Annotated in this window: 15 protein-coding genes; 6 read left to right on the top strand and 9 right to left on the bottom strand. The window is 41.8% G+C overall.

Annotated elements, in window-relative coordinates; genetic code table 11:
* Nucleotides 1–247: 247 nt before the first annotated feature.
* Complete coding sequence (locus tag HC643_RS12800) at nt 248–652, bottom strand: response regulator (protein ID WP_038078730.1); 405 nt, start codon at nt 650–652, stop codon at nt 248–250.
* Between the two features lie 264 nt (nt 653–916).
* Between HC643_RS12800 and HC643_RS12795 the strand changes: the two genes are divergently transcribed.
* Nucleotides 917–3,448 carry a DNA gyrase/topoisomerase IV subunit A gene (locus tag HC643_RS12795; RefSeq protein WP_038078733.1) on the top strand — a complete coding sequence of 844 codons (2,532 nt, stop codon included), beginning with the start codon at nt 917–919 and terminating at the stop codon, nt 3,446–3,448.
* Nucleotides 3,449–3,728: 280 nt separating this feature from the next.
* On the top strand, nt 3,729–3,908 hold the full coding sequence (locus HC643_RS12790; protein ID WP_038078735.1) for a chlorophyll a/b-binding protein: 180 nt from the start codon (nt 3,729–3,731) through the stop codon (nt 3,906–3,908).
* Between the two features lie 365 nt (nt 3,909–4,273).
* Here the strand turns inward: HC643_RS12790 and rpoD are convergent, their stop codons facing one another.
* A complete protein-coding gene (rpoD, locus tag HC643_RS12785) occupies nt 4,274–5,455 on the bottom strand; it encodes an RNA polymerase sigma factor RpoD (RefSeq protein ID WP_038078738.1) in 1,182 nt (393 codons plus the stop codon).
* Between the two features lie 1,555 nt (nt 5,456–7,010).
* Nucleotides 7,011–10,253: a DNA topoisomerase (ATP-hydrolyzing) subunit B gene (gyrB, locus tag HC643_RS12780; RefSeq protein ID WP_038078740.1), complete on the bottom strand. Its 3,243-nt coding sequence runs from the start codon at nt 10,251–10,253 to the stop codon at nt 7,011–7,013.
* 229 nt (nt 10,254–10,482) lie between these two features.
* On the opposite strand from gyrB, the gene miaA reads away from it, so the two are divergent.
* Together miaA and HC643_RS12770 are read left to right on the top strand one after the other, a co-directional pair.
* The gene (miaA, locus tag HC643_RS12775; RefSeq protein WP_050045732.1) at nt 10,483–11,451 is read left to right on the top strand and encodes a tRNA (adenosine(37)-N6)-dimethylallyltransferase MiaA; all 969 of its coding nucleotides are present in this window, start codon (nt 10,483–10,485) and stop codon (nt 11,449–11,451) included.
* A 180-nt stretch (nt 11,452–11,631) separates the two neighbouring features.
* A complete protein-coding gene (locus HC643_RS12770) occupies nt 11,632–12,360 on the top strand; it encodes a GDSL-type esterase/lipase family protein (RefSeq protein ID WP_038078742.1) in 729 nt (242 codons plus the stop codon).
* A 42-nt stretch (nt 12,361–12,402) separates the two neighbouring features.
* Here HC643_RS12770 and HC643_RS12765 read toward each other — a convergent pair whose 3' ends face one another.
* From HC643_RS12765 to HC643_RS12740, 6 genes are all read right to left on the bottom strand, one after another.
* Nucleotides 12,403–12,654, bottom strand: a complete 252-nt coding sequence (locus HC643_RS12765; RefSeq protein ID WP_050045731.1) for a hypothetical protein — start codon at nt 12,652–12,654, stop codon at nt 12,403–12,405.
* A gap of 4 nt (nt 12,655–12,658) precedes the next feature.
* The gene (locus tag HC643_RS12760) at nt 12,659–12,886 is read right to left on the bottom strand and encodes a hypothetical protein (RefSeq protein ID WP_038078744.1); all 228 of its coding nucleotides are present in this window, start codon (nt 12,884–12,886) and stop codon (nt 12,659–12,661) included.
* A 127-nt stretch (nt 12,887–13,013) separates the two neighbouring features.
* Nucleotides 13,014–13,181, bottom strand: coding sequence for a hypothetical protein (locus HC643_RS12755; RefSeq protein ID WP_153021458.1), 168 nt, complete (start codon nt 13,179–13,181; stop codon nt 13,014–13,016).
* 143 nt (nt 13,182–13,324) lie between these two features.
* Complete coding sequence (locus HC643_RS12750) at nt 13,325–13,543, bottom strand: type II toxin-antitoxin system HicA family toxin (protein ID WP_038078746.1); 219 nt, start codon at nt 13,541–13,543, stop codon at nt 13,325–13,327.
* 191 nt (nt 13,544–13,734) lie between these two features.
* Nucleotides 13,735–13,953: a type II toxin-antitoxin system HicB family antitoxin gene (locus HC643_RS12745; RefSeq protein ID WP_038078748.1), complete on the bottom strand. Its 219-nt coding sequence runs from the start codon at nt 13,951–13,953 to the stop codon at nt 13,735–13,737.
* 253 nt (nt 13,954–14,206) lie between these two features.
* Nucleotides 14,207–16,420, bottom strand: coding sequence for a phosphoketolase family protein (locus HC643_RS12740; protein ID WP_038078750.1), 2,214 nt, complete (start codon nt 16,418–16,420; stop codon nt 14,207–14,209).
* 197 nt (nt 16,421–16,617) lie between these two features.
* On the opposite strand from HC643_RS12740, the gene HC643_RS12735 reads away from it, so the two are divergent.
* Both HC643_RS12735 and HC643_RS12730 read left to right on the top strand, forming a co-directional pair.
* Nucleotides 16,618–18,018 (top strand): cytochrome P450, encoded by a 1,401-nt coding sequence (locus HC643_RS12735; RefSeq protein WP_038078751.1) that lies wholly within the window; start codon nt 16,618–16,620, stop codon nt 18,016–18,018.
* Nucleotides 18,019–18,158: 140 nt separating this feature from the next.
* Nucleotides 18,159–18,422 (top strand): AbrB/MazE/SpoVT family DNA-binding domain-containing protein, encoded by a 264-nt coding sequence (locus tag HC643_RS12730; protein ID WP_038078752.1) that lies wholly within the window; start codon nt 18,159–18,161, stop codon nt 18,420–18,422.
* Nucleotides 18,423–18,666 lie beyond the last annotated feature (244 nt).

The following is an 18,666-nucleotide window of genomic DNA, read 5'->3' as shown; positions in this document are numbered from 1 at the left end:
ACATATATATTAAGTAAAGGAGAACATTTTATAGTTGTCATGAAATGGGGGCTGGGGATTGAGAACTGGTGAATGGCGAATTAGGGAATGACTTTTAACAATCTCCAAGACCCAAGATCTAATGCCCAATGCCCAATCCCTATTTCAGACTTGTGTTCTTAAGCCAAGAACATTACCATTAAAGTTCTCAGGGTGCGACTGACAACCAGAGTGGATTCCATAATTGATTCCTCTCCAGAAAGTCGGCTTAGTTATCGTTCTTAGGCAGCAGTGCTATGATTTGGTCAACAAACTGTTGGTGATCCACAACGGGTTTGGAGATATAACCATCTGCACCACTAGCTTTGAGAAAATTCTCGCGATCGCCCTCCATAGCGTGTGCTGTCACGAGAATAATAGGTAAAGAAGCTGTTTGTGGATCGGATTTCAGCATTTGTGTGATTTTGATCCCATCTACAGATTTACCTTGATAAACACTTCGTGACAGAGAAACATCCATCAAAATAATGTCAACTTCCCCTCCTTGGGCAAATTTCATTACTTCGTCCACGTTTTCAGTGTGTTTTACGTCCAAGCCGCCACGCTTGGTCAAAATCTTAGAAAAAACGCGAGCATTAATCAAATCGTCTTCAACAATCAAAACAGTTTTCATGAGAATTTGACATTCAGATAGCTCATCTTAACTAAAGGCACACAAGAGTTGTCAGGGGGATTACCACCAGTAAAAACTACGAGTGTTGCCTGCTGTGGAAATAATGAATAATAAATTGTCGTCAACAAGGATAATACTACTGCTTTCTATTGTATGACTATCAAGATTTTGTAATGAAGAGCAGTTCATCCGCTATGCTGTGGTTGCTGCGGTCTTTATTAATGGCAAATTTTGTGTAGTTGAAATTTTAGGGAAACAAAACTCATGGCGAAACAGTTAAACCTCCTCTCGGAGGGACAGGTCATTACCACAGCCTTGCATACTGAGATGCAAAGGTCATATCTAGAATATGCCATGAGTGTCATAGTTGGGCGGGCGTTGCCAGACGTGCGAGATGGTTTAAAACCAGTTCACCGGCGTATTTTATATGCTATGCACGAATTAGGTCTTGTCCCTGACCGACCCTATCGTAAGTGCGCTCGTGTAGTGGGAGATGTATTGGGTAAATACCATCCCCACGGAGATCAGGCTGTTTACGATGCCCTAGTAAGACTGATACAAGACTTTTCCAGTCGCTACCCCTTACTAGCAGGACATGGCAATTTCGGTAGTGTGGATAATGACCCTCCAGCTGCGATGCGTTATACAGAAACGCGTCTAGCGCCAATCAGCCACGAAGGTATGTTGGCGGAAATTGGAGATGAGACAGTAGACTTTATAGGAAATTTTGATAACTCTCAACAAGAACCAACGGTATTGCCAGCACAGTTACCCTTCCTGATACTGAACGGTAGTTCTGGCATTGCTGTAGGTATGGCAACAAACGTTCCACCCCACAACTTGAGTGAGGTTGTTGATGGATTGATTGCGTTAATTGACGATCCCAATCTATCTGACGAAAAATTGTTCGCTCTGATACCAGGACCGGATTTTCCCACAGGGGGCGAAATTGTGGGAAATACCGGAATCCGCGAGGCATACACTACGGGGAAAGGGAGTATCGTTCTGCGAGGAGTAGCCCGGATTGAGGAAGTTCCCGGTAGTAAAGGAACTAAGCGGCGCACGGCAATTGTTGTGACGGAATTGCCCTATCAAGTGAATAAAGCAGGTTGGATTGAAAAGGTTGCAGAACTGGTCAACCAGGGTCGCTTGCAAGGAATTGCTGACATTCGAGATGAAAGCGATCGCGAGGGAATACGTGTGGTCATTGAACTCAAACGCGATACCAACCCTCACGAAATTCTGCAGAACTTGTATCACCAAACTGCGCTGCAAAGCAACTTCGGAGCAATTCTCCTAGCGTTGGTTGAGGGACAACCCCGCCAGTTGAGTTTGCGTCAGATGTTGCAAGAGTTTTTGAACTTTCGCGAACAAACGCTCAACCGTCGCTACAGCTATGAGTTGGTTAAGGCAGAAAGTCGGCAACATTTGGTGGAAGGTTTGCTCACAGCGCTCTCTCATTTAGATGAAGCGATCGCGATTTTGAGAAGTGCTGCTGATGGAACTACCGCAAAAATGAGCTTGCAAACCCAACTGAGTTTAAGTGAAGTACAAGCAGATGCGCTTTTGTCGATGCCTATGCGACGCTTAACGGGTATGGAACAGCAAAATTTACAAAAGGAGTACGAACAACTAAGCGAGCAAATTCAGTTATTGGGGAAATTGCTGAGCGATCGCAAAGAGCTATTGAAGTCACTGAAAAAAGACCTGCGTACTCTTAAACGCAAGTACGGTGATGCTCGTCGTACAAGAATCTTAGTACCAACAGAGGAAAACCGGGGAGGTAGAAAAGCTTCAGAGCAAAAGAGTCAGGGAGCACAGGAGAAATCAACAGCCACATTCTCAGACGGGAGTCTTGCAGCAAATCCAAAATTGTCAGTCCCAGCAGAAGATGTGGTTTTAGAGTTTAGCCACCGGGGATATGTACGTCGTCTTCAGCCTTCAGCTAAAAAGCCAAAAGCGGAAAATGGTACGTCGGATAATGACTTTATTATCCAAACTGTTTCTACTGACACGGAAAAAGAAGTGCTTGCACTTTCGAGTGGTGGGAAAGTTTACCCGGTTAAAGTTGGTGATATTCCTCCCACCAACGGACGTTCTGCACGGGGAACACCGCTTATTACCTTACTCTCCAGTACCGCTCAAGGTACACAAGAAACTGTTATTAACCGCTTTGTAGTACCTGAAAATCCAGATACCGATCTCGTTCTTCTGACCAAGCAAGGACGCATCAAGCGTTTGTCCCTGACAGAATTGACTAACCTCTCTCGTCGCGGAATTACAGTTTTGAAGCTAAAGGATGATGATGAATTGTTGTTCACTCAGTTTGCTACGACAGGGAAACACTTGTTTGTAGCAAGTTCGGGAGGGCGAGTTTTAAGGTTTGTGGTGAATGACGAACAACTCCCAATTATGGGTCGTACCGCTATGGGTTTGCAAAGTTTGCGCTTGCGTCAACGGGAAACCATGGTGGGGTGCGTAACTTGTGAGACCGAGGAAAACTTATTACTTGTCACTCAGACAGGATATGCTAAACGTTTGTCTATCAACGGGTTGCGACCTGCTAACCGTGGAGATATCGGGACTCAAGTTTTTAAATTTGCCGAAAAAGCTGATACACTCGCAGCAATGGTAAGAGCGATCGCGTCTTCTGAGGTCGCGTTAATCACCAATCACCAACGAGTGGTTCGCCTAGCCGTAGAAACGGTAGCGACTCTAGGTAGAGATAGCACGGGCGACAAAGTACTCCAACTTAACCGAGATGAAAAAGTTATTACAGTAGTCCCACTGCATTAGCTGTTGTTATGTCATTGTTAGTGGTTCGTGGTGCGTCTAGCCCTGAGGACTGGCGTATATTCCTTGCGAGCGTAGCTTTTGCGTAGTGTCTCCGCTCCTGAGATAGGGAACCTACCTAAAGGAGTTAGTACCGACTAACCACCAACCATTAACTATTAACTCATTGATTCATAAGCCAAATAAATACAAAAAATGTAAAAAGAACTGACTTTTCTTAAGAAATTTTATTATACTTGTTTACATAAGGTAACATTCTGTTAAGGAAGTTAAGGTACTGACTATGCAAGATACAACAAGAGCTACTACTCCAGTCATCGACGATCGCAACGCGTGGCGCTGGGGTTTCACTCCTCAAGCAGAAGTTTGGAACGGTCGTTTGGCAATGATTGGTTTTGCTGCAGCCGCTTTAATTGAATTGTTCTCCGGTCAAGGTTTCCTCCATTTCTGGGGCATTCTATAATAAATGAACTTAGATTAATTTTCCGACCAAGCAAAAGAAACCCGATTTCTGTTTGAAATCGGGTTTCTTATTTTGTTGTTCACGCTCTGCTTCAAAAGAGAAGTTGAAGCAGTTCTAACGAAAAAATTTCACCGCCTTTCCTCAGTTCTAGTGGGGTTAGCAATGCCAAGCAACATCGAAATGGCAGGTATTACTAACCCTACTTTCTATTTTCAAGGCAGTTCCAATGAAAAAATTTTCACCCCGAGCGTGAAATAAGTATTCTTACTCTCTGCCCTCTGCCTTTTTTAAGACAAAGACAGCCTCGAAATCAACATTCCCAGATAAAATCTGGGAACGAGACAAGAGTATCTTGCAAAAGACTTCTAGCGGATGTACTCTTTAAGAACGCTGTTGCGATTTGGGTGACGTAACTTGCGAAGTGCCTTCGCCTCAATTTGGCGAATCCGTTCGCGAGTGACATTAAAGATTTGTCCGATTTCTTCTAGAGTCTTCATGCGACCATCATCTAAACCGTAGCGCAATCTAAGAACATCTCGTTCGCGAGGGCTGAGACTATCAAGAACTTTTTCCAAATCCTCTCTCAGCAGATTCTTGGAGACTTGATCTTCTGGAGTTTCGCCATCGGACTCGATAAAATCGCCCAATCGAGAATCTTCTTCTTTACCGATTGGTGTCTCTAGTGAAATTGGTAACTGAGCAGACTTAGCGATAAACCGCAGTTTTTCGATAGTCATTTCCATTCTCGTAGCAATTTCTTCCTCTGTGGGTTTGCGTCCCATTTCTTGAGAAAGCAGCTTGGTTGTTTTCTTAATACGAGAGATGGTTTCATAGAGGTGAACTGGCAGACGGATCGTCCGGGATTGATCTGCGATCGCTCTTGTGATTGCCTGACGAATCCACCACGTTGCGTAAGTAGAGAACTTATAACCTTTTTCGTGGTCAAACTTTTCTGCAGCGCGAATCAAACCGAGACTGCCTTCCTGAATCAAATCCTGGAAAGACAAACCCCGATTCATGTATTTCTTAGCAATTGAAACGACAAGACGCAGGTTGGATTGCACCATTTTGTCTTTCGCTCTACGACCAACGTGCAGTCGGTAGCGGAATTGTGGCAGTGGTAATTGTACTGCTTCTGCCCATTCACTATCGTAAGGTTCGCGAGCCAACTGTTGTGAAAGTTTTTCGCGTATCCGTTCCAATTCGAGCAAATCCGCAATTTTCCGCGCCAGTTCAATTTCTTCGTCTGCACGTAATAGGCGAATTCTTCCTATTTCTTGCAAATAAAGGCGAATAGAATCTTCGGTATAATGCTTCTTCTTAGTTTGAGACCGACGACGCGATTTAGCGGCTTTCCCAGACTTTGCGTCGTCCTCATCAGACTGAGGTTCTAAAAATTCATCAAGTTCGCCGTCATCGCCAATCAGCAAGTCCTCTTCATCATCTATCAAGAGTTCTTCCAACTCGAGTTCAGGCTGATTCATCTCGATTTCTAGTTCGTCAGGCTGATATGCTATTTGTTCGAGTACGTTATTAGCCTGGTTCATGCCGCGTTCCTCATGCTCCTTGCAGAATCAATTACTCAAGATTACGTTTACCGCTCTTTGCAGTAAGCTAATTAGCCAACATAAAAGAGGGTTTTTGGCAATTTTGCCACTCTATTTCTCAGAATTTTATGCGCCTTTCAAGCAAGCTGTATGCCCAGAGGGGGCAGTTTGCCTGAAGGTCAACATATTTTTCAATTCCCTATTGCATGTGTTGTTTTGCAACACAACAATCGGTCGGTTTGTCTAAAAAAGACCTGTCTTGCTAAAAAAATTTACTAGTTCATACAAATGAATATGACTGTTGGGGGATTCTTTTGTAAAGACTGTACCGATTGTAGCCTGTTTCACAGAAAATGCACTCTTTTTGTAGTGTAACCATGAAGTTATTAAAATGGGTTCAAGGCTGTTCTAGCAAAAAGAAATTAAAAACGGTACCCATATTTTTGAATTTTCTTCAAAACTTTCTTAGGTAAAAGTTTACAGGTACAGGTGCTCATCTCTAGTTCAAAGTATTAAGCAAAACAGCAATTACTTAGAAATAGTGCCCTCGCACACTTTCTCATACTAGAAAGACACTTACATCCATTTTTACATTTCCTTCATAAGTTATCGCAGAATCTTTAAAGAAGCTCACTCGCGCAAAAGTTTGTCGTCTTAACGTTACTTAGGGAGGTTTTACATTTTCTTCTAACAGGCATTTCATAGGTAAATGACAGTCGTAGTGCTTTGTGAAGTTGACTCAACCGTGTTCCGCTTGCTGTCTTAACTAGGGAGTTAAGGGCTTGGGCAGAATCAGCTTGACACTTAAGGGATCTAGACTTAACTCAAATGGTCTTTCTCCCAGGTTAGCGTACTGCTGAAATTTCCATCCTTTGAAACTTGACAAACTGTTCCTATTGTATACAACGATATTCTAATCAATTTAAAAAGGATTTGACAGTTGAGAATATCGATATTAACCGATTTAATACATTAGTGCATAGGTTAAATGCAAAATATACTCAAGTTTAAAACACGGCTTGGAGAAATATATTTAACACGCTAACCTTAATGCTAATCGTAGTGACCCTTAGATTAGAAAGTCAGTACAGGTAACTTTCTATGCTTGGATGATTTCCCCTCTCATCAAGATAGTAGTGCAACCTCAGAAACATGGTAGTCTACGAGTAATGCTACGTATTTTATTCTCCATGTGTGCCAGACAATAGGGCTGTTGGTTGAAGGTGCAGATTGCCAACTATAAAGGGATGATAAGCTTATGATTACAATTTACATATATTTTCTTGAGATACTGTGATCTTTAATACCTTTACAAAAAAATAAATAAATCTGTCTGATGGGAGAAAATTATAAATATTTTTTATATGTTTTATTAAAAAATATTAAATAATATAAGCTAAATCTTTAAAAATCTTTACTGTCAAAATTTTTTCTTAAAGTATAAATCCCACAGTCTCCACTCAAAACAGACCTTACCCCAAACCTCAATGAGAACGTTGCTATCTCCTTCAAGGAGAGGGGTTTGAGAGGGTAAGGTCTGTTGAACTCACGTGTTTTAGATATCTAAGTCCATGAGGTTAAGTTTAGAACCGTAAGTTTCAATAAATTCGCGACGGGGAGCTACACGATCGCCCATCAAAATTGTGAAAATGCGATCGGCTTCAGCGGCGTCTTCAATTTCCACTTGTTTGAGGGTGCGTTGCGCTGGGTCCATAGTCGTATCCCAAAGTTGTTGGGGCATCATCTCACCCAAACCTTTGAAGCGTTGGATGGTGTAGTTAGCGTTTTCGGGAAAGCTTGCTATGTGCTCCTGTAATTCGCGATCGCTGTAAAGATACCTATGATTTTTGCCCCTTTCCACCTTATAAAGTGGAGGACAAGCAATGTAGACGTAGCCCTGCTCGATCAGCGCCCTCTGATACCGATAGAAGAAAGTTAACAACAGAGTACGGATATGAGCGCCATCTACGTCAGCGTCCGTCATCACCACTACTCGGTGGTACCGGAGTTGGGACGCATCAAATTCTTCACCCTTGACTCCCAAACCAAGCGCTGTAATCAGGGATTGAATTTCCGTGTTTTTGTAAATTTTGGCGTCATCGGTTTTCTCAATGTTGAGGATTTTCCCGCGTAGGGGAAGAATCGCTTGGAATCGGCGATCGCGTCCTTGCTTGGCACTGTTATGGACGAATACACCACTGGCTAAAGCAAAGTTATGCGTATGGGGAACTTCTATATCGTAAACGTCCACCCTTTCTTCTAAGCTTTCGATGGAAACAACACGGTGGTTGTAGTTGGTAACTGCTTCAGTGGCAAGAGCTTGATTTCCATGAAAGTAGCGATTGCAAAAGCTATCAAACCGCAGCAAAGATTTGTCTTTTGTTTGCAAGCGATAGCTTTGATATACATCCAAATCTAACTTGCCTTGCTCAACTTCGATTTGCTTAAGAGCAGCAAGGGTTTTGCAATAGTATGTTTGTTCTAATGCTGCTTTGCGCTTCGCTCGAAACTCTGGTGTCCATTGTTCTTGAGTCTTTTCCCGACGCCAGTTCAACAGATTCTCATCCTGCCATTGTTGCTTTGCCAGCTGAGAATTAACGGTACGCGCTTGGGGATGATTGGCATAATAATTGCGAACCCCTTCAGCCTGAGATATACAGTTTGCTTCGTCGCTCCAATAGTCCTGCTGCGCTTTGTTAAGACGTTCGGTATTTTGTTGGCGGTACGTGTCGTTGGTATTGTAGTGCTCGCGCCACTTACTAACCATGTAAGCTTTGTAGGCTTGGTCTTGCCACTGTACTCTCGCCTGCTGTGAAAGCATTTGCCGCGTTTGACCTTGCTGCATTCTTTGGCTCATCTTGGCACGGAATTCCTTGCTTTGACGAGTTTTCCGGCTTTTTGCGATCGCATCTTGTCTGTGCAATGTCTGTCCAACATGAGCGCGATGTAGTGCTAGATGTTGAGCGGCTGGTAAACGTTGCAAGTTAGTAGGATTGTTATTGCGCTTGTTGAAATCAATGTGATGGCAGTGGTCTCCATCTGTCAACCGATAAATTCCCAACGAGCGATTATACCAATCTGCCAACACGTGAGTAAACAGCCAAGAATCAGAACGAGGGTTCCAAACCATTTCATAACCATTAATGGTAATTCCTGGTTGACGCGTATCTGATAACTGACGATACAAAGGCATTAGGGAATCATGTGGAGTGAGCAATGCAGCTGGCTTATAGCTACCGTCGCGTAACATAAAACGGTGATCCGGCGTGCAAACAATGGTTTCTCCATTATCCAAAGTCACCTTAATAACCTTGGCATTTGCCTTGGTCATTCGGGGGTTAACGATCCGCTCTACACCCACAGTACCGTCATTACGGATGGTATAGCAAAAATGCTCTTTCCCCATCGCTTGCTCAGCCACAATTTCTTTGAAACTGAGGGATCGCCCATCAGCCAGAGCTACGAGTGTATCTCCATCAAAGCACCCGCCGGCTGAATCTCCTTCCACAATAAAGATTTCCGACTCTTTAGGGTCTCTGGTACTGCAATCTGCCAATTTTCCCGGTAAAGGGGAAGACTCGAGCACCGATTTGCGCCGCACGAGTTCCCGTGCGTGGCGGGCGGCTTCTGCGGCTTTAAAAGCCTGGATGGCTTTATCTAAAATGGAATCAGCGATACTGGGACGAAATTCCAGGTACTCGTTGAGAGCTTCTCCTACCAAAGAATCGACAATTCCCCTGACTTCGGTGTTGCCTAATTTTGTTTTAGTTTGTCCTTCAAATTCTGGGTCTGGAACTTTGACAGAAATTACACCTGTCAAACCTTCTCGGACATGTTCCCCACTCAAATTCGGTTCGTTTTCTTTTATTTTGTTGCGCTTGCGGGCGATCGCATTGAGAGTCCGAGTCAGGACTGTCTTTAATCCTTCAAGGTGAGTCCCTCCGTCCACCGTCCGAATATTATTGGCAAAACCGAGAACATTGTCTGTATAAGCATCTGTACACCACTGCAAAGCCACTTCGACTTGAACGTTATTGCGTTCGCCCTGCACGTAAACAATTTCCTCGTGCAGTGGCTGCTTGTCGCTGTTCATGTAAGCGATGTACTCTCGAATCCCGCCCTTGTATTCGTAAGTTTCTACTTTAGGTTGGTCGCTTTTTAGGAGTTCTAAACGGTTATCAGTAAATGTAATTTTGACACCTGCATTCAAATATGCGAGTTCGCGCAAGCGGCTTGCTAAAGTGGTGTAGTCAAACTCAGTGGTAGTCGTAAAAATTTGGCTATCCGGTTTAAAACTAACAGCGGTTCCAGTTCGGCTTTCTTTATATGATTTTGCTACCAGGTCTGTAACGGGAACACCTCGTTCGTAGCGTTGGTTGTGAACCTTCTTATCTCGCCAAACTGTCACTTCTACCCATTCAGACAAAGCGTTGACCACGGAAACACCCACCCCGTGCAATCCTCCCGAAACTTTGTAACCGCCACTGCCAAACTTACCCCCAGCGTGTAGTACAGTTAATACTGTTTCTAAGGCTGATTTTCCTGTTTGCGGGTGGATATCAGTGGGAATACCCCTTCCGTTATCTACAACTGTAACTGAACCATCGGCATTAAGATCCACCTCCACATGGGTACAGTAACCCGCCAACGCTTCATCTATAGAGTTGTCCACAACTTCATAAACTAGATGGTGGAGTCCTCGCGGTCCGGTAGTCCCTATGTACATTCCCGGTCGTTTGCGGACGGGTTCCAGACCTTCCAGAACTTGAATCTGAGCGGCGCTGTAACTGCTCGTCATGAAAATTCTCCTGATTAGTGGGGGGGAAAAAGTCGCCCAAAGGCGAAAAAGTTAAAAACACTCCAGAATTCTAGCACAAAAGCCTTAGTGACGACTGTGGGCCGACCTGAAGAGAAATTTAATATGGGGATATACCCTTTGGGAATTATGAATTATGAATGATGAATTATGAAAGTTAGGCATTTCTTCTGGTTTCATAATTTATAATCCATTATTCATAATTTTTCTGATGACCAAATTAATTGTGATTTGTGGCGCAACAGCAACAGGTAAGTCAGGTTTAGCATTGGCTTTGGCGTTGCGACTCGGTAGTATCATTCTCAGTGCCGATTCCCGTCAGGTATACAGGGAGTTTGATATCGGTACAGCTAAGCCTACAACAGATGAACAAAAGTTGCTACCTCATTACTTAATCGATATCTGCAACCCCACAGACACTTTGACAGTTGCTGATTATCAAGCACAAGCACAAGCACTGATCTCTTTTCCCCCAATTGTGGGACAAGGGGACAACGGAGAGCGAGAGGACAAGGCGGACAATTCTACCTTGTCTACCCCCTCCCCCCATCCCCCCCTCCTATTAGTTGGAGGTACAGGGCTATACATTAAATCCATAACGCGGGGAATGAAGATTCCTAGAGTAGCACCCCACCAAGAACTGCGATCGCAACTCGAATCGTTAGGTCAAAGGCAATTGTATGCCATGTTGCAACAAATTGACCCAATTGCTACAGAAAAAATTCATCCTAACGATCCAGTGCGGACTTTAAGAGCGTTAGAGGTATTTTATGTAACTGGTCGTCCAATTTCCAAGCAGCAAGGTGAAAACCCTCCAGATTATCCCATTCTGCAAATTGGGTTGGATTGCTATCCCGCACATCTGACAAATCGCATTGCACGGCGTACTGAAAAAATGATTGCAGATGGTTTGGTAGCTGAGGTAGAGTTTCTTTGTCAAAAGTACGGTACCGATTTACCTTTACTCAATACTTTAGGATATCAAGAAATTAAGCAATATTTAGCGGGGGAAATTTCTTTAGAGAAAGCTAAAGAACTCACCGTTTTGCACACACGGCAATTTGCCAAACGTCAACGGACTTGGTTTAGAGCATATCCTGAAATTGAATGGTTCGATGCCGAGAGCCCTGATTTATTAGAAGATGTTTGGCAACGCTTGCAAGCCTTTATGACTCTGTAAATATTTTAACATAAAATATGTTAACCTCAGTAGTGAAAGTCAACCTATTTTTAACGGGGAGCGGTGATTGGGTAAGTAGTAACCAGTTATCCCTTTTATTAAAATAGGAGCTTCAAAAGGTCGATCTTTTTCTTTTTATGAAAAAATCAAGACTGATAGAAGAATGCAATTCATCAAATCATGAACAGTAGAAATTCAATTTTGTTTCTTTCCTTACTATTTAATACTTTATTTATAGTAATTGGTATTATATTTGTTCTCAAAAAAGGTGGTTTTCCCTATTTGTGGACAAAAGTTTCAGCTAAAACTAGCTCAACTGCTGTTTACAGCACGTATCACTTACATAAAAAAAGCCAATTTGAAATTTTGCCTAAATCCAACTTGGGAATTGTTTTTCTAGGAGATAGCATAACTGATGAAGGTGAATGGGTAGAGTTACTCAAAAATTGCGATGTTCAAAACCGTGGTATTAGTTCTGATACAACCGAGTTCGTACTCAATCGTTTAGACGCTATAGTTGAAGCTCAACCAAAGAAAATTTTTTTGATGATAGGTATTAACGATATTATTAATTACAATAAATCTCTAGAAGAAGTCCTAATAAATTATAAAGCTATTCTAACAAAACTCCAGAAACAAACACCAAAAACAAAAGTTTTTATTCAAAGTGTTTTACCTGTAAACAATCAAATAACTCGTTACTATAAAGATAATAGTAATATTTTAAAATTAAATTCAAAGTTACAAGAGTTATCAAAAGATTTTTCCTATCAATATATAGATTTGTTTTCTTATCTAGCAGATTCTAAGAATCAATTAGATATTAAATATACTTCTGATGGACTGCATTTAAACGGTCAAGGTTACTTGATATGGGCAAAAGCTATTGAAAAGTATGTTAATGATTGAGAACCCTCTAACGAGATGTATATAAGGAGCTTCCAGAAAATTTTATTTTTTTATCAAAGTGAATAGCGAATAGCCACTGATAACTAAGATAAAAAGTATGGTAGTGGGAAAAATTACAACATCTCTCACAATAAATAAAATCCAATCTTTCCTAAGTTCCTGTTTTGCTTTAAGTTCTCGCAGTTTTCGCTCAAGCACTGCATCTTCTTGAGATGGTAAATTTACAGATAACACAACTAGCGACCGCTCGCTTTTGTTAGCAATTATATCTGATAAATCTATGAAATTTTCCATAATGCTAAATGCCAACAATTTTACTTTCCATATTGTTATTTTCGTCTGCAATCCATAAAGATTTACCCCTCTGCTTTGCTTCCACTGCTACCTCCATCAAGGTAATAGCTTTTAGAAGAACTTCAGCATTATCTCCATTAATCTTATGAGCTAATTGGTTCAATGTTTCATAAAGTTCAAATGAGATATCTAAACTGATTTGCACGCGTTGATTTTTCTCTCGTAAAGTCATTTTAAACTAGAATGATAACTAATTTGTATTAATATAATTAAGCACATCACAAATTATAATCTTTGCTAGAGGTATTGCGACTATCGTACATATCTTTGGTTATTTCCTCTAGTGTGCGAGCGTCTTCTCAAGCACCAAAACTTTCCATAAATATTTCTAGTGAATGTTCTGTGGGTATATTTTCTAAGGGAAGAATTGTTTCAGAAGCTGTAAGTCGATTTGCTTCAGTCCTACCTAATTTCTGCATTTTTTCCGAGCTTTTGCCATCATTTTTACTAAAGTAATTCCTTAACATAAAATGTCACTATTCGTTACACAATTTTTTGAGCAACTTTTTCTAACTTCTCATTAAGTTTATAATATGCATAGTGGTTAAAGTAAATTATTCTTTTATAGAAGTGATAGTTTTATCCTTCTATAAAATATTTGTAGCGTTTTTTATTGATTTTCTAAAAATTCATCTACTGTCATTCCTGCTTGTCGAATCAAACTTCTAAGTAAACCTGGCGCTAATTCCCGATGATTAGGAACTGATAAAGTTGGTTTTAATATGTGCGAAAGAATCATGTGGCTCCCAGTTTGATGATCTAAGACGTAACCAAACTTCTCAAAAATTTTTACCGCTTCTTTACCAGAAATATTTGATAAACGTCCCATTTATCAAGAAAGGCAGAGGGCAGCTTTGCTGGAGGCAGAAGGGAATACTGGCTCCGCTCTCTGCGAGTTACCAAAGGGAACAAGGGTTTAAGACCCCGACTGAACTCCGTTCAGTCGCTACCATTTAGGAGGGGTCTGAATCCCCTTCTAAATGGAACCTTCTGCCCTCTGCCTTCGTACTTCTGCCTTCTTCAAACTATGACTTCCCCAATAAAGGTTTGAGATTCTTTTGGAACATAGGGCTTACCGTGCTTGGCTTCAACGTGAAGATAGCCTTTAATCGCATCCTTAATATTTTCAATCGCTTCATCCAACGTCTTACCTTGACTTACACAACCAGGAAGTTCAGGAACTTCAGCAACATACCCTTCATATTCCGAATCAAATGTAAAAATCACCTTGAATTTCATAAATAATTTGTACCAAATTGAGCATCAGGTGCAATATATAGTTAAATCGAAGGAATTTCCAAGAAGTAAATTATCCCCTATTGCGAAGTGAGCGTCTTTTCCTGCCTATTTTTAAGACGGACACTAATCCTATGATACAAGAAAAATTTAGAGATTTTTTAATTTGGAAGTCCTTAATAAAACTACAGATACACGCATAAAACGCTAATTTATCCGCGTTCATCTGCGTGCATCTGTAGCTCAAAATCAAAACTTAACCTACCAACTCAAGCCCCCGTTTCTTTAAAGCCGCAGCAGTTAAACCATTAAACGCCATCAATTCGCCAGCACTTGCAGTTGTTTCTCCACGCTTCCAAGCGAAAGTATCACGCTTACTAGTACTTCTCAACATAATAGGTTCAAGCATAGCACTAGCACCACCAGTTACACCAATCAAAGCATCACCATCAAACAATTCAGCAAATTTTTCATCGCTTACAAAATCGCCATCAGGTTCGGAACAGGTATCCCAAGCCGTATCACCAAGACGATACAAACGACGCGGGTTAATAACAGAAACTATCTTAACTCCAATACCCTCTTGTTCTAAGGAAGCAGCAGCTTCAAACACTGGTATTAAAGTCATATCGCCAATTACAGCAAAAACAACTTTCTTCTTACCAGAAGTTTCATGCAATGCGATCGCACCATCATGCAATCCCTGACGAGTTTGTTCAAAAGTCGTGCGAATGGGTAAAGGAGATTTACTAGCAGTAATGACAATTCCCTTATTCTTAGTTGTTAGCGCCCAGTCATAACAAACTTGAATGCTATTAGCATCCGGAGGAAAAACAGGAAACACATTACCGTTCCGCATCATAGAAGCAAAATAAGCTTCAATTTCCGGACGTTGGTGAGTCCAACCATTGCGCCCTTGCTCCAACGCACCAGCAGTAAATAACGTAATAGTCGAAGGTGTAAGACGGCGCAATTCTGCCATTGCTTGGGTCACAGTTTGCCAAATAGGTAACCCGTTGATAGCAAAAGATTCATAAGAACACCATAACGTTCTCGCACCCATTAAAGACAAGCCAACAGCTAACCCCGCACAAGCATCTTCACTCAAAGGTTCGTAAACTTGTCCGTTGGGTGTTTGGTTGTATAGATCGTCAGTGGTGGGGTGAATGATCTTCAGTGCTTGGTTAATATTACCGATCCCAGATGCTTCGTTACCATCAGCATTGGTGACAAGGAAGTGACTGTCTATCTGTCCAACTTTTGCTACCAATTGTCCCATGGCTGTGGTAGAAACTTTTGCTTCCCCTCCAACAGCGTATTCTTCTAAAGGCAATTTGCCTAAATCTGGCAAAGGATATTCAAATTCTGTCACAACAGTCTTCGCTGCAGGACCCCCACCCGCACGCTCGCAATTTGTTCTTACCAATTCCCAAGCTTCTACAGGTAAAGCTCGTTCTTTCAAAGCACTAACAATGTGGGGTGCGTCTAAAGTATCTTTCGGATAGAGGTTGTGAGACTTAGCACCTCGTGCGTGAACTCCCGCGCCTTTGAGTTGTTTGATAATAAAAACAGTCAGCTTACCCCCCAACGCCGAACGCGCAGCTTTATCCACCCCTGAGAGTACAGCTTGAGTAAACGCTAACCTCTTCTCAAAGGAAAAAGCAGTACTGTCAACATAATCTCCCGATTGGTTTGTGTCGTCAAAATCTTTAGCATCAACTAACACGACTTCCTCAAAACCGTTACCCCGCCAGTATTCGAGCATCTGTTGGTTAGTTTTGAGAGATACCATGCTGTGGTGTTCTTGACTGTAACCGTTCCATACCAACACAGGTAAGAAATTAGTCACGCCAGGAAAAGCGGTGTGGAAGTGCGCCATTGAACTCATGACATAAGGTTCGCCCAACCCACCATCGCCAATGGTAAAGGGAAAAAGCTTGTCTTTGTGCAGCAGCGCAGCCGCCATTGCAAAATGTTGCCCCTGTCCTAAAGGACCAGCAGGTGCTAAAATACCGGGAATGTAGCCGGAGAGATGCCCTAACAACCCGTGCTTTTCTCGGAAGCGATCGCGCAATTGCTGCACCGTGTAAATTCCCATGTCCTCTAACGAACGATCTAAGAACATGGCACTGTAAAAGCCAGGGGCATGATGTCCCACTTCGGTAATAATATTTTTGTAACCGAGCATGACAAGCGATGCGTAAGCTTCCGCTTGGCTGGCAAACCCACCAGGGTGTCCGGAGGCTTTACTACCAGTAATTTGCAATGTTAGATAGCGCAAAGCATCAGCAGCAAGTAAGGTTTGGAAGACAGCTGCTGGATCTGAGGCATTGGCGATCGCACAATCACCCGAATCTACTGCTGGTATTTTGCCATAAGTTTCAAAACCTGGGATAGCTCCGCCAAAGTATTGAATTCCTTCACAAAAATTAGGAGCCGTTGAAGTTTCCTTTGGGGTAGTTGCTGTCATGCTGAGTACCTTTATCGAAGTGTTCTGAAGAGGCAAAATAAATGCTTGTTCAATTTAACAAAAATTTTACAACTTTCATGTTGTCAGAATAAATTACTATTTAGTCATACAACGATAATAATCTTGAATGTCGTGCATCACATAATTGAATGGCTTTATGGTAGGTTCAGTAAAAAGATTTTTATATAAGAAAATTTATGATACTACCAAATCCGGTGCAGAAGCCACCTTCGGTACAGCTATTGGAGTGGATTTTCACTCCCTTGTCACAGATGGAAGAATGCGCCAAACGCTACGGCGACATATTTACTCTCCAGTTAGGTCGCAACACTCCACCTTTGGTAGTCACGAGTCATCCCCAAGCCTTGCAAGAAATTTTAACCAACGATACAGAAAAGTTTACATCTCCAGGAGAGTTAAATACAGAATTTGAACCCCTAGTTGGGAAACAATCGGTTTTCACCTTAAGTGGAGAAGCACATCAGCGTCAAAGGCAATTATTAATGCCTCCTTTTCATGGTGATAGGATGCGAAGCTACGGACAAGTCATTAACGATGTAACAGAACAGATAATGAGCCAATGGCAAATCGGTAAACCTTTTTGTGCTCGTTCTGCAATGCAAGCCATAACCTTACGCGTAATCATACAAGCCGTGTTTGGACTGTACAACAGTTCCCGCGCCCAACAATTAGAGCAACTGTTAGCTGCGATCTTAGATCGAGGGAGTTCCCTGCTATCCATGACTTTGCTGTTTTTCCCAGCATTAAGAATGAGTTATCCAGGTTCGTGGCTCTGGGAAAAAGGAATGCGCCGTCAGCAAAAAGCAGACGAACTGATTTACTCAGAAATTCAAGAGCGTCGCAAGCAGGGTAACTGCTTGCGTACAGATATTCTCAGTATGCTCGTAGCTGCAAGAGATGAAATGGGAGAACAAATGACCGATGAACAGTTGCGCGACGAGCTCATCACTGTACTGACAGCAGGACACGAGACAACAGCCACAGCTTTAACCTGGGCGTTGTACTGGATTCACAAATTGCCTGCAGTTCGAGAACAATTGCTGCAAGAACTAGATAACTTAGGCGAAAATCCAGATCCCATGACTGTTTTTAAACTCCCCTACCTCAATGCAGTTTGCTGTGAAACCTTACGTATTTACCCAGTAGGAATGCTGACCTTTGCACGAGTTGCTCAAACATCAGTTTCACTCATGGGACACACAATAGAACCCGGTACAGACGTAATTGGATCGATTTACCTTGCTCACCGACGTCAAGAAACATACCCCGAACCAGAAAATTTCAAGCCAGAACGTTTTCTAGAAAAGCAATTTTCACCTTATGAATTTTTACCATTTGGTGGTGGAATTAGGCGCTGTATTGGTTTAGCCTTTGCTCAATTTGAAATGAAACTCGTGCTGGCAAAAATTCTATCAACTTATAACTTAGCTTCAGTCAATTATCATGAAGTTAAACCAAAACGTCGCGGTTTAGTAACAGGTCCCAATCGTCCCATTGAATTAGTAATTAAAAATCAACATAAAACTAAACCAATCCCCAGCACATCCTCCTTGGAATTGGTAGAAAAACCTCTGTAATTTTTCTTTGTAACCTTTGCGTATTTACAGTTCATTTATTTCAAAAATAAAATAGAGCCATGTAATAAATGGAAGCTATTAGGTGACGCTTATACTGCTATAATTTCAATAGGATAATTATATGTTCCCCGATCTCAATTATGGAAATCACAAAAATATCCAATGAAGGACAAGTAATAATTCCCGAACCATTGCGAAAGTCTCATGGCTGGGAAGTAGAACAGGAACTGATAGCAATTGATATGGGTGACGGAATTCTTCTGAAACCAAAAAAACCTTTTTTAGAAACAACACTGGCTGATGTTGCTGGATGCTTAAAATACCAAGGAACACCAAAAACTGTTGAAGAAATGGATGATGCTATTCGTCAGGGTATAGAGGAATCATGGCATGGTGGCAGTTGATACTAATATAAAAGAGCTAAGGGATTAACTAGTTGTGAAGTACAACAACCTTAAGTTGATAATTTTACTCAGTCAAGCATTAATTCCTCTCTCCCTTTCAATCCGGAGCGAAGGTACACTCATTACCTGTTGAAATTGCACCAACTTCAAAAATTTTACAAATAAAATAGAATTCTGATAAGTAGCCAATCTATCAACTTCAAAAAAAATGTTTATCTAAAGTTAGTTTCATTGGTAAAAAAGT

The organism is Tolypothrix bouteillei VB521301 (genome assembly GCF_000760695.4).
Lineage (GTDB): Bacteria > Cyanobacteriota > Cyanobacteriia > Cyanobacteriales > Nostocaceae > Scytonema > Scytonema bouteillei_A.
This window is presented reverse-complemented; position numbering and strand designations above follow the sequence as displayed.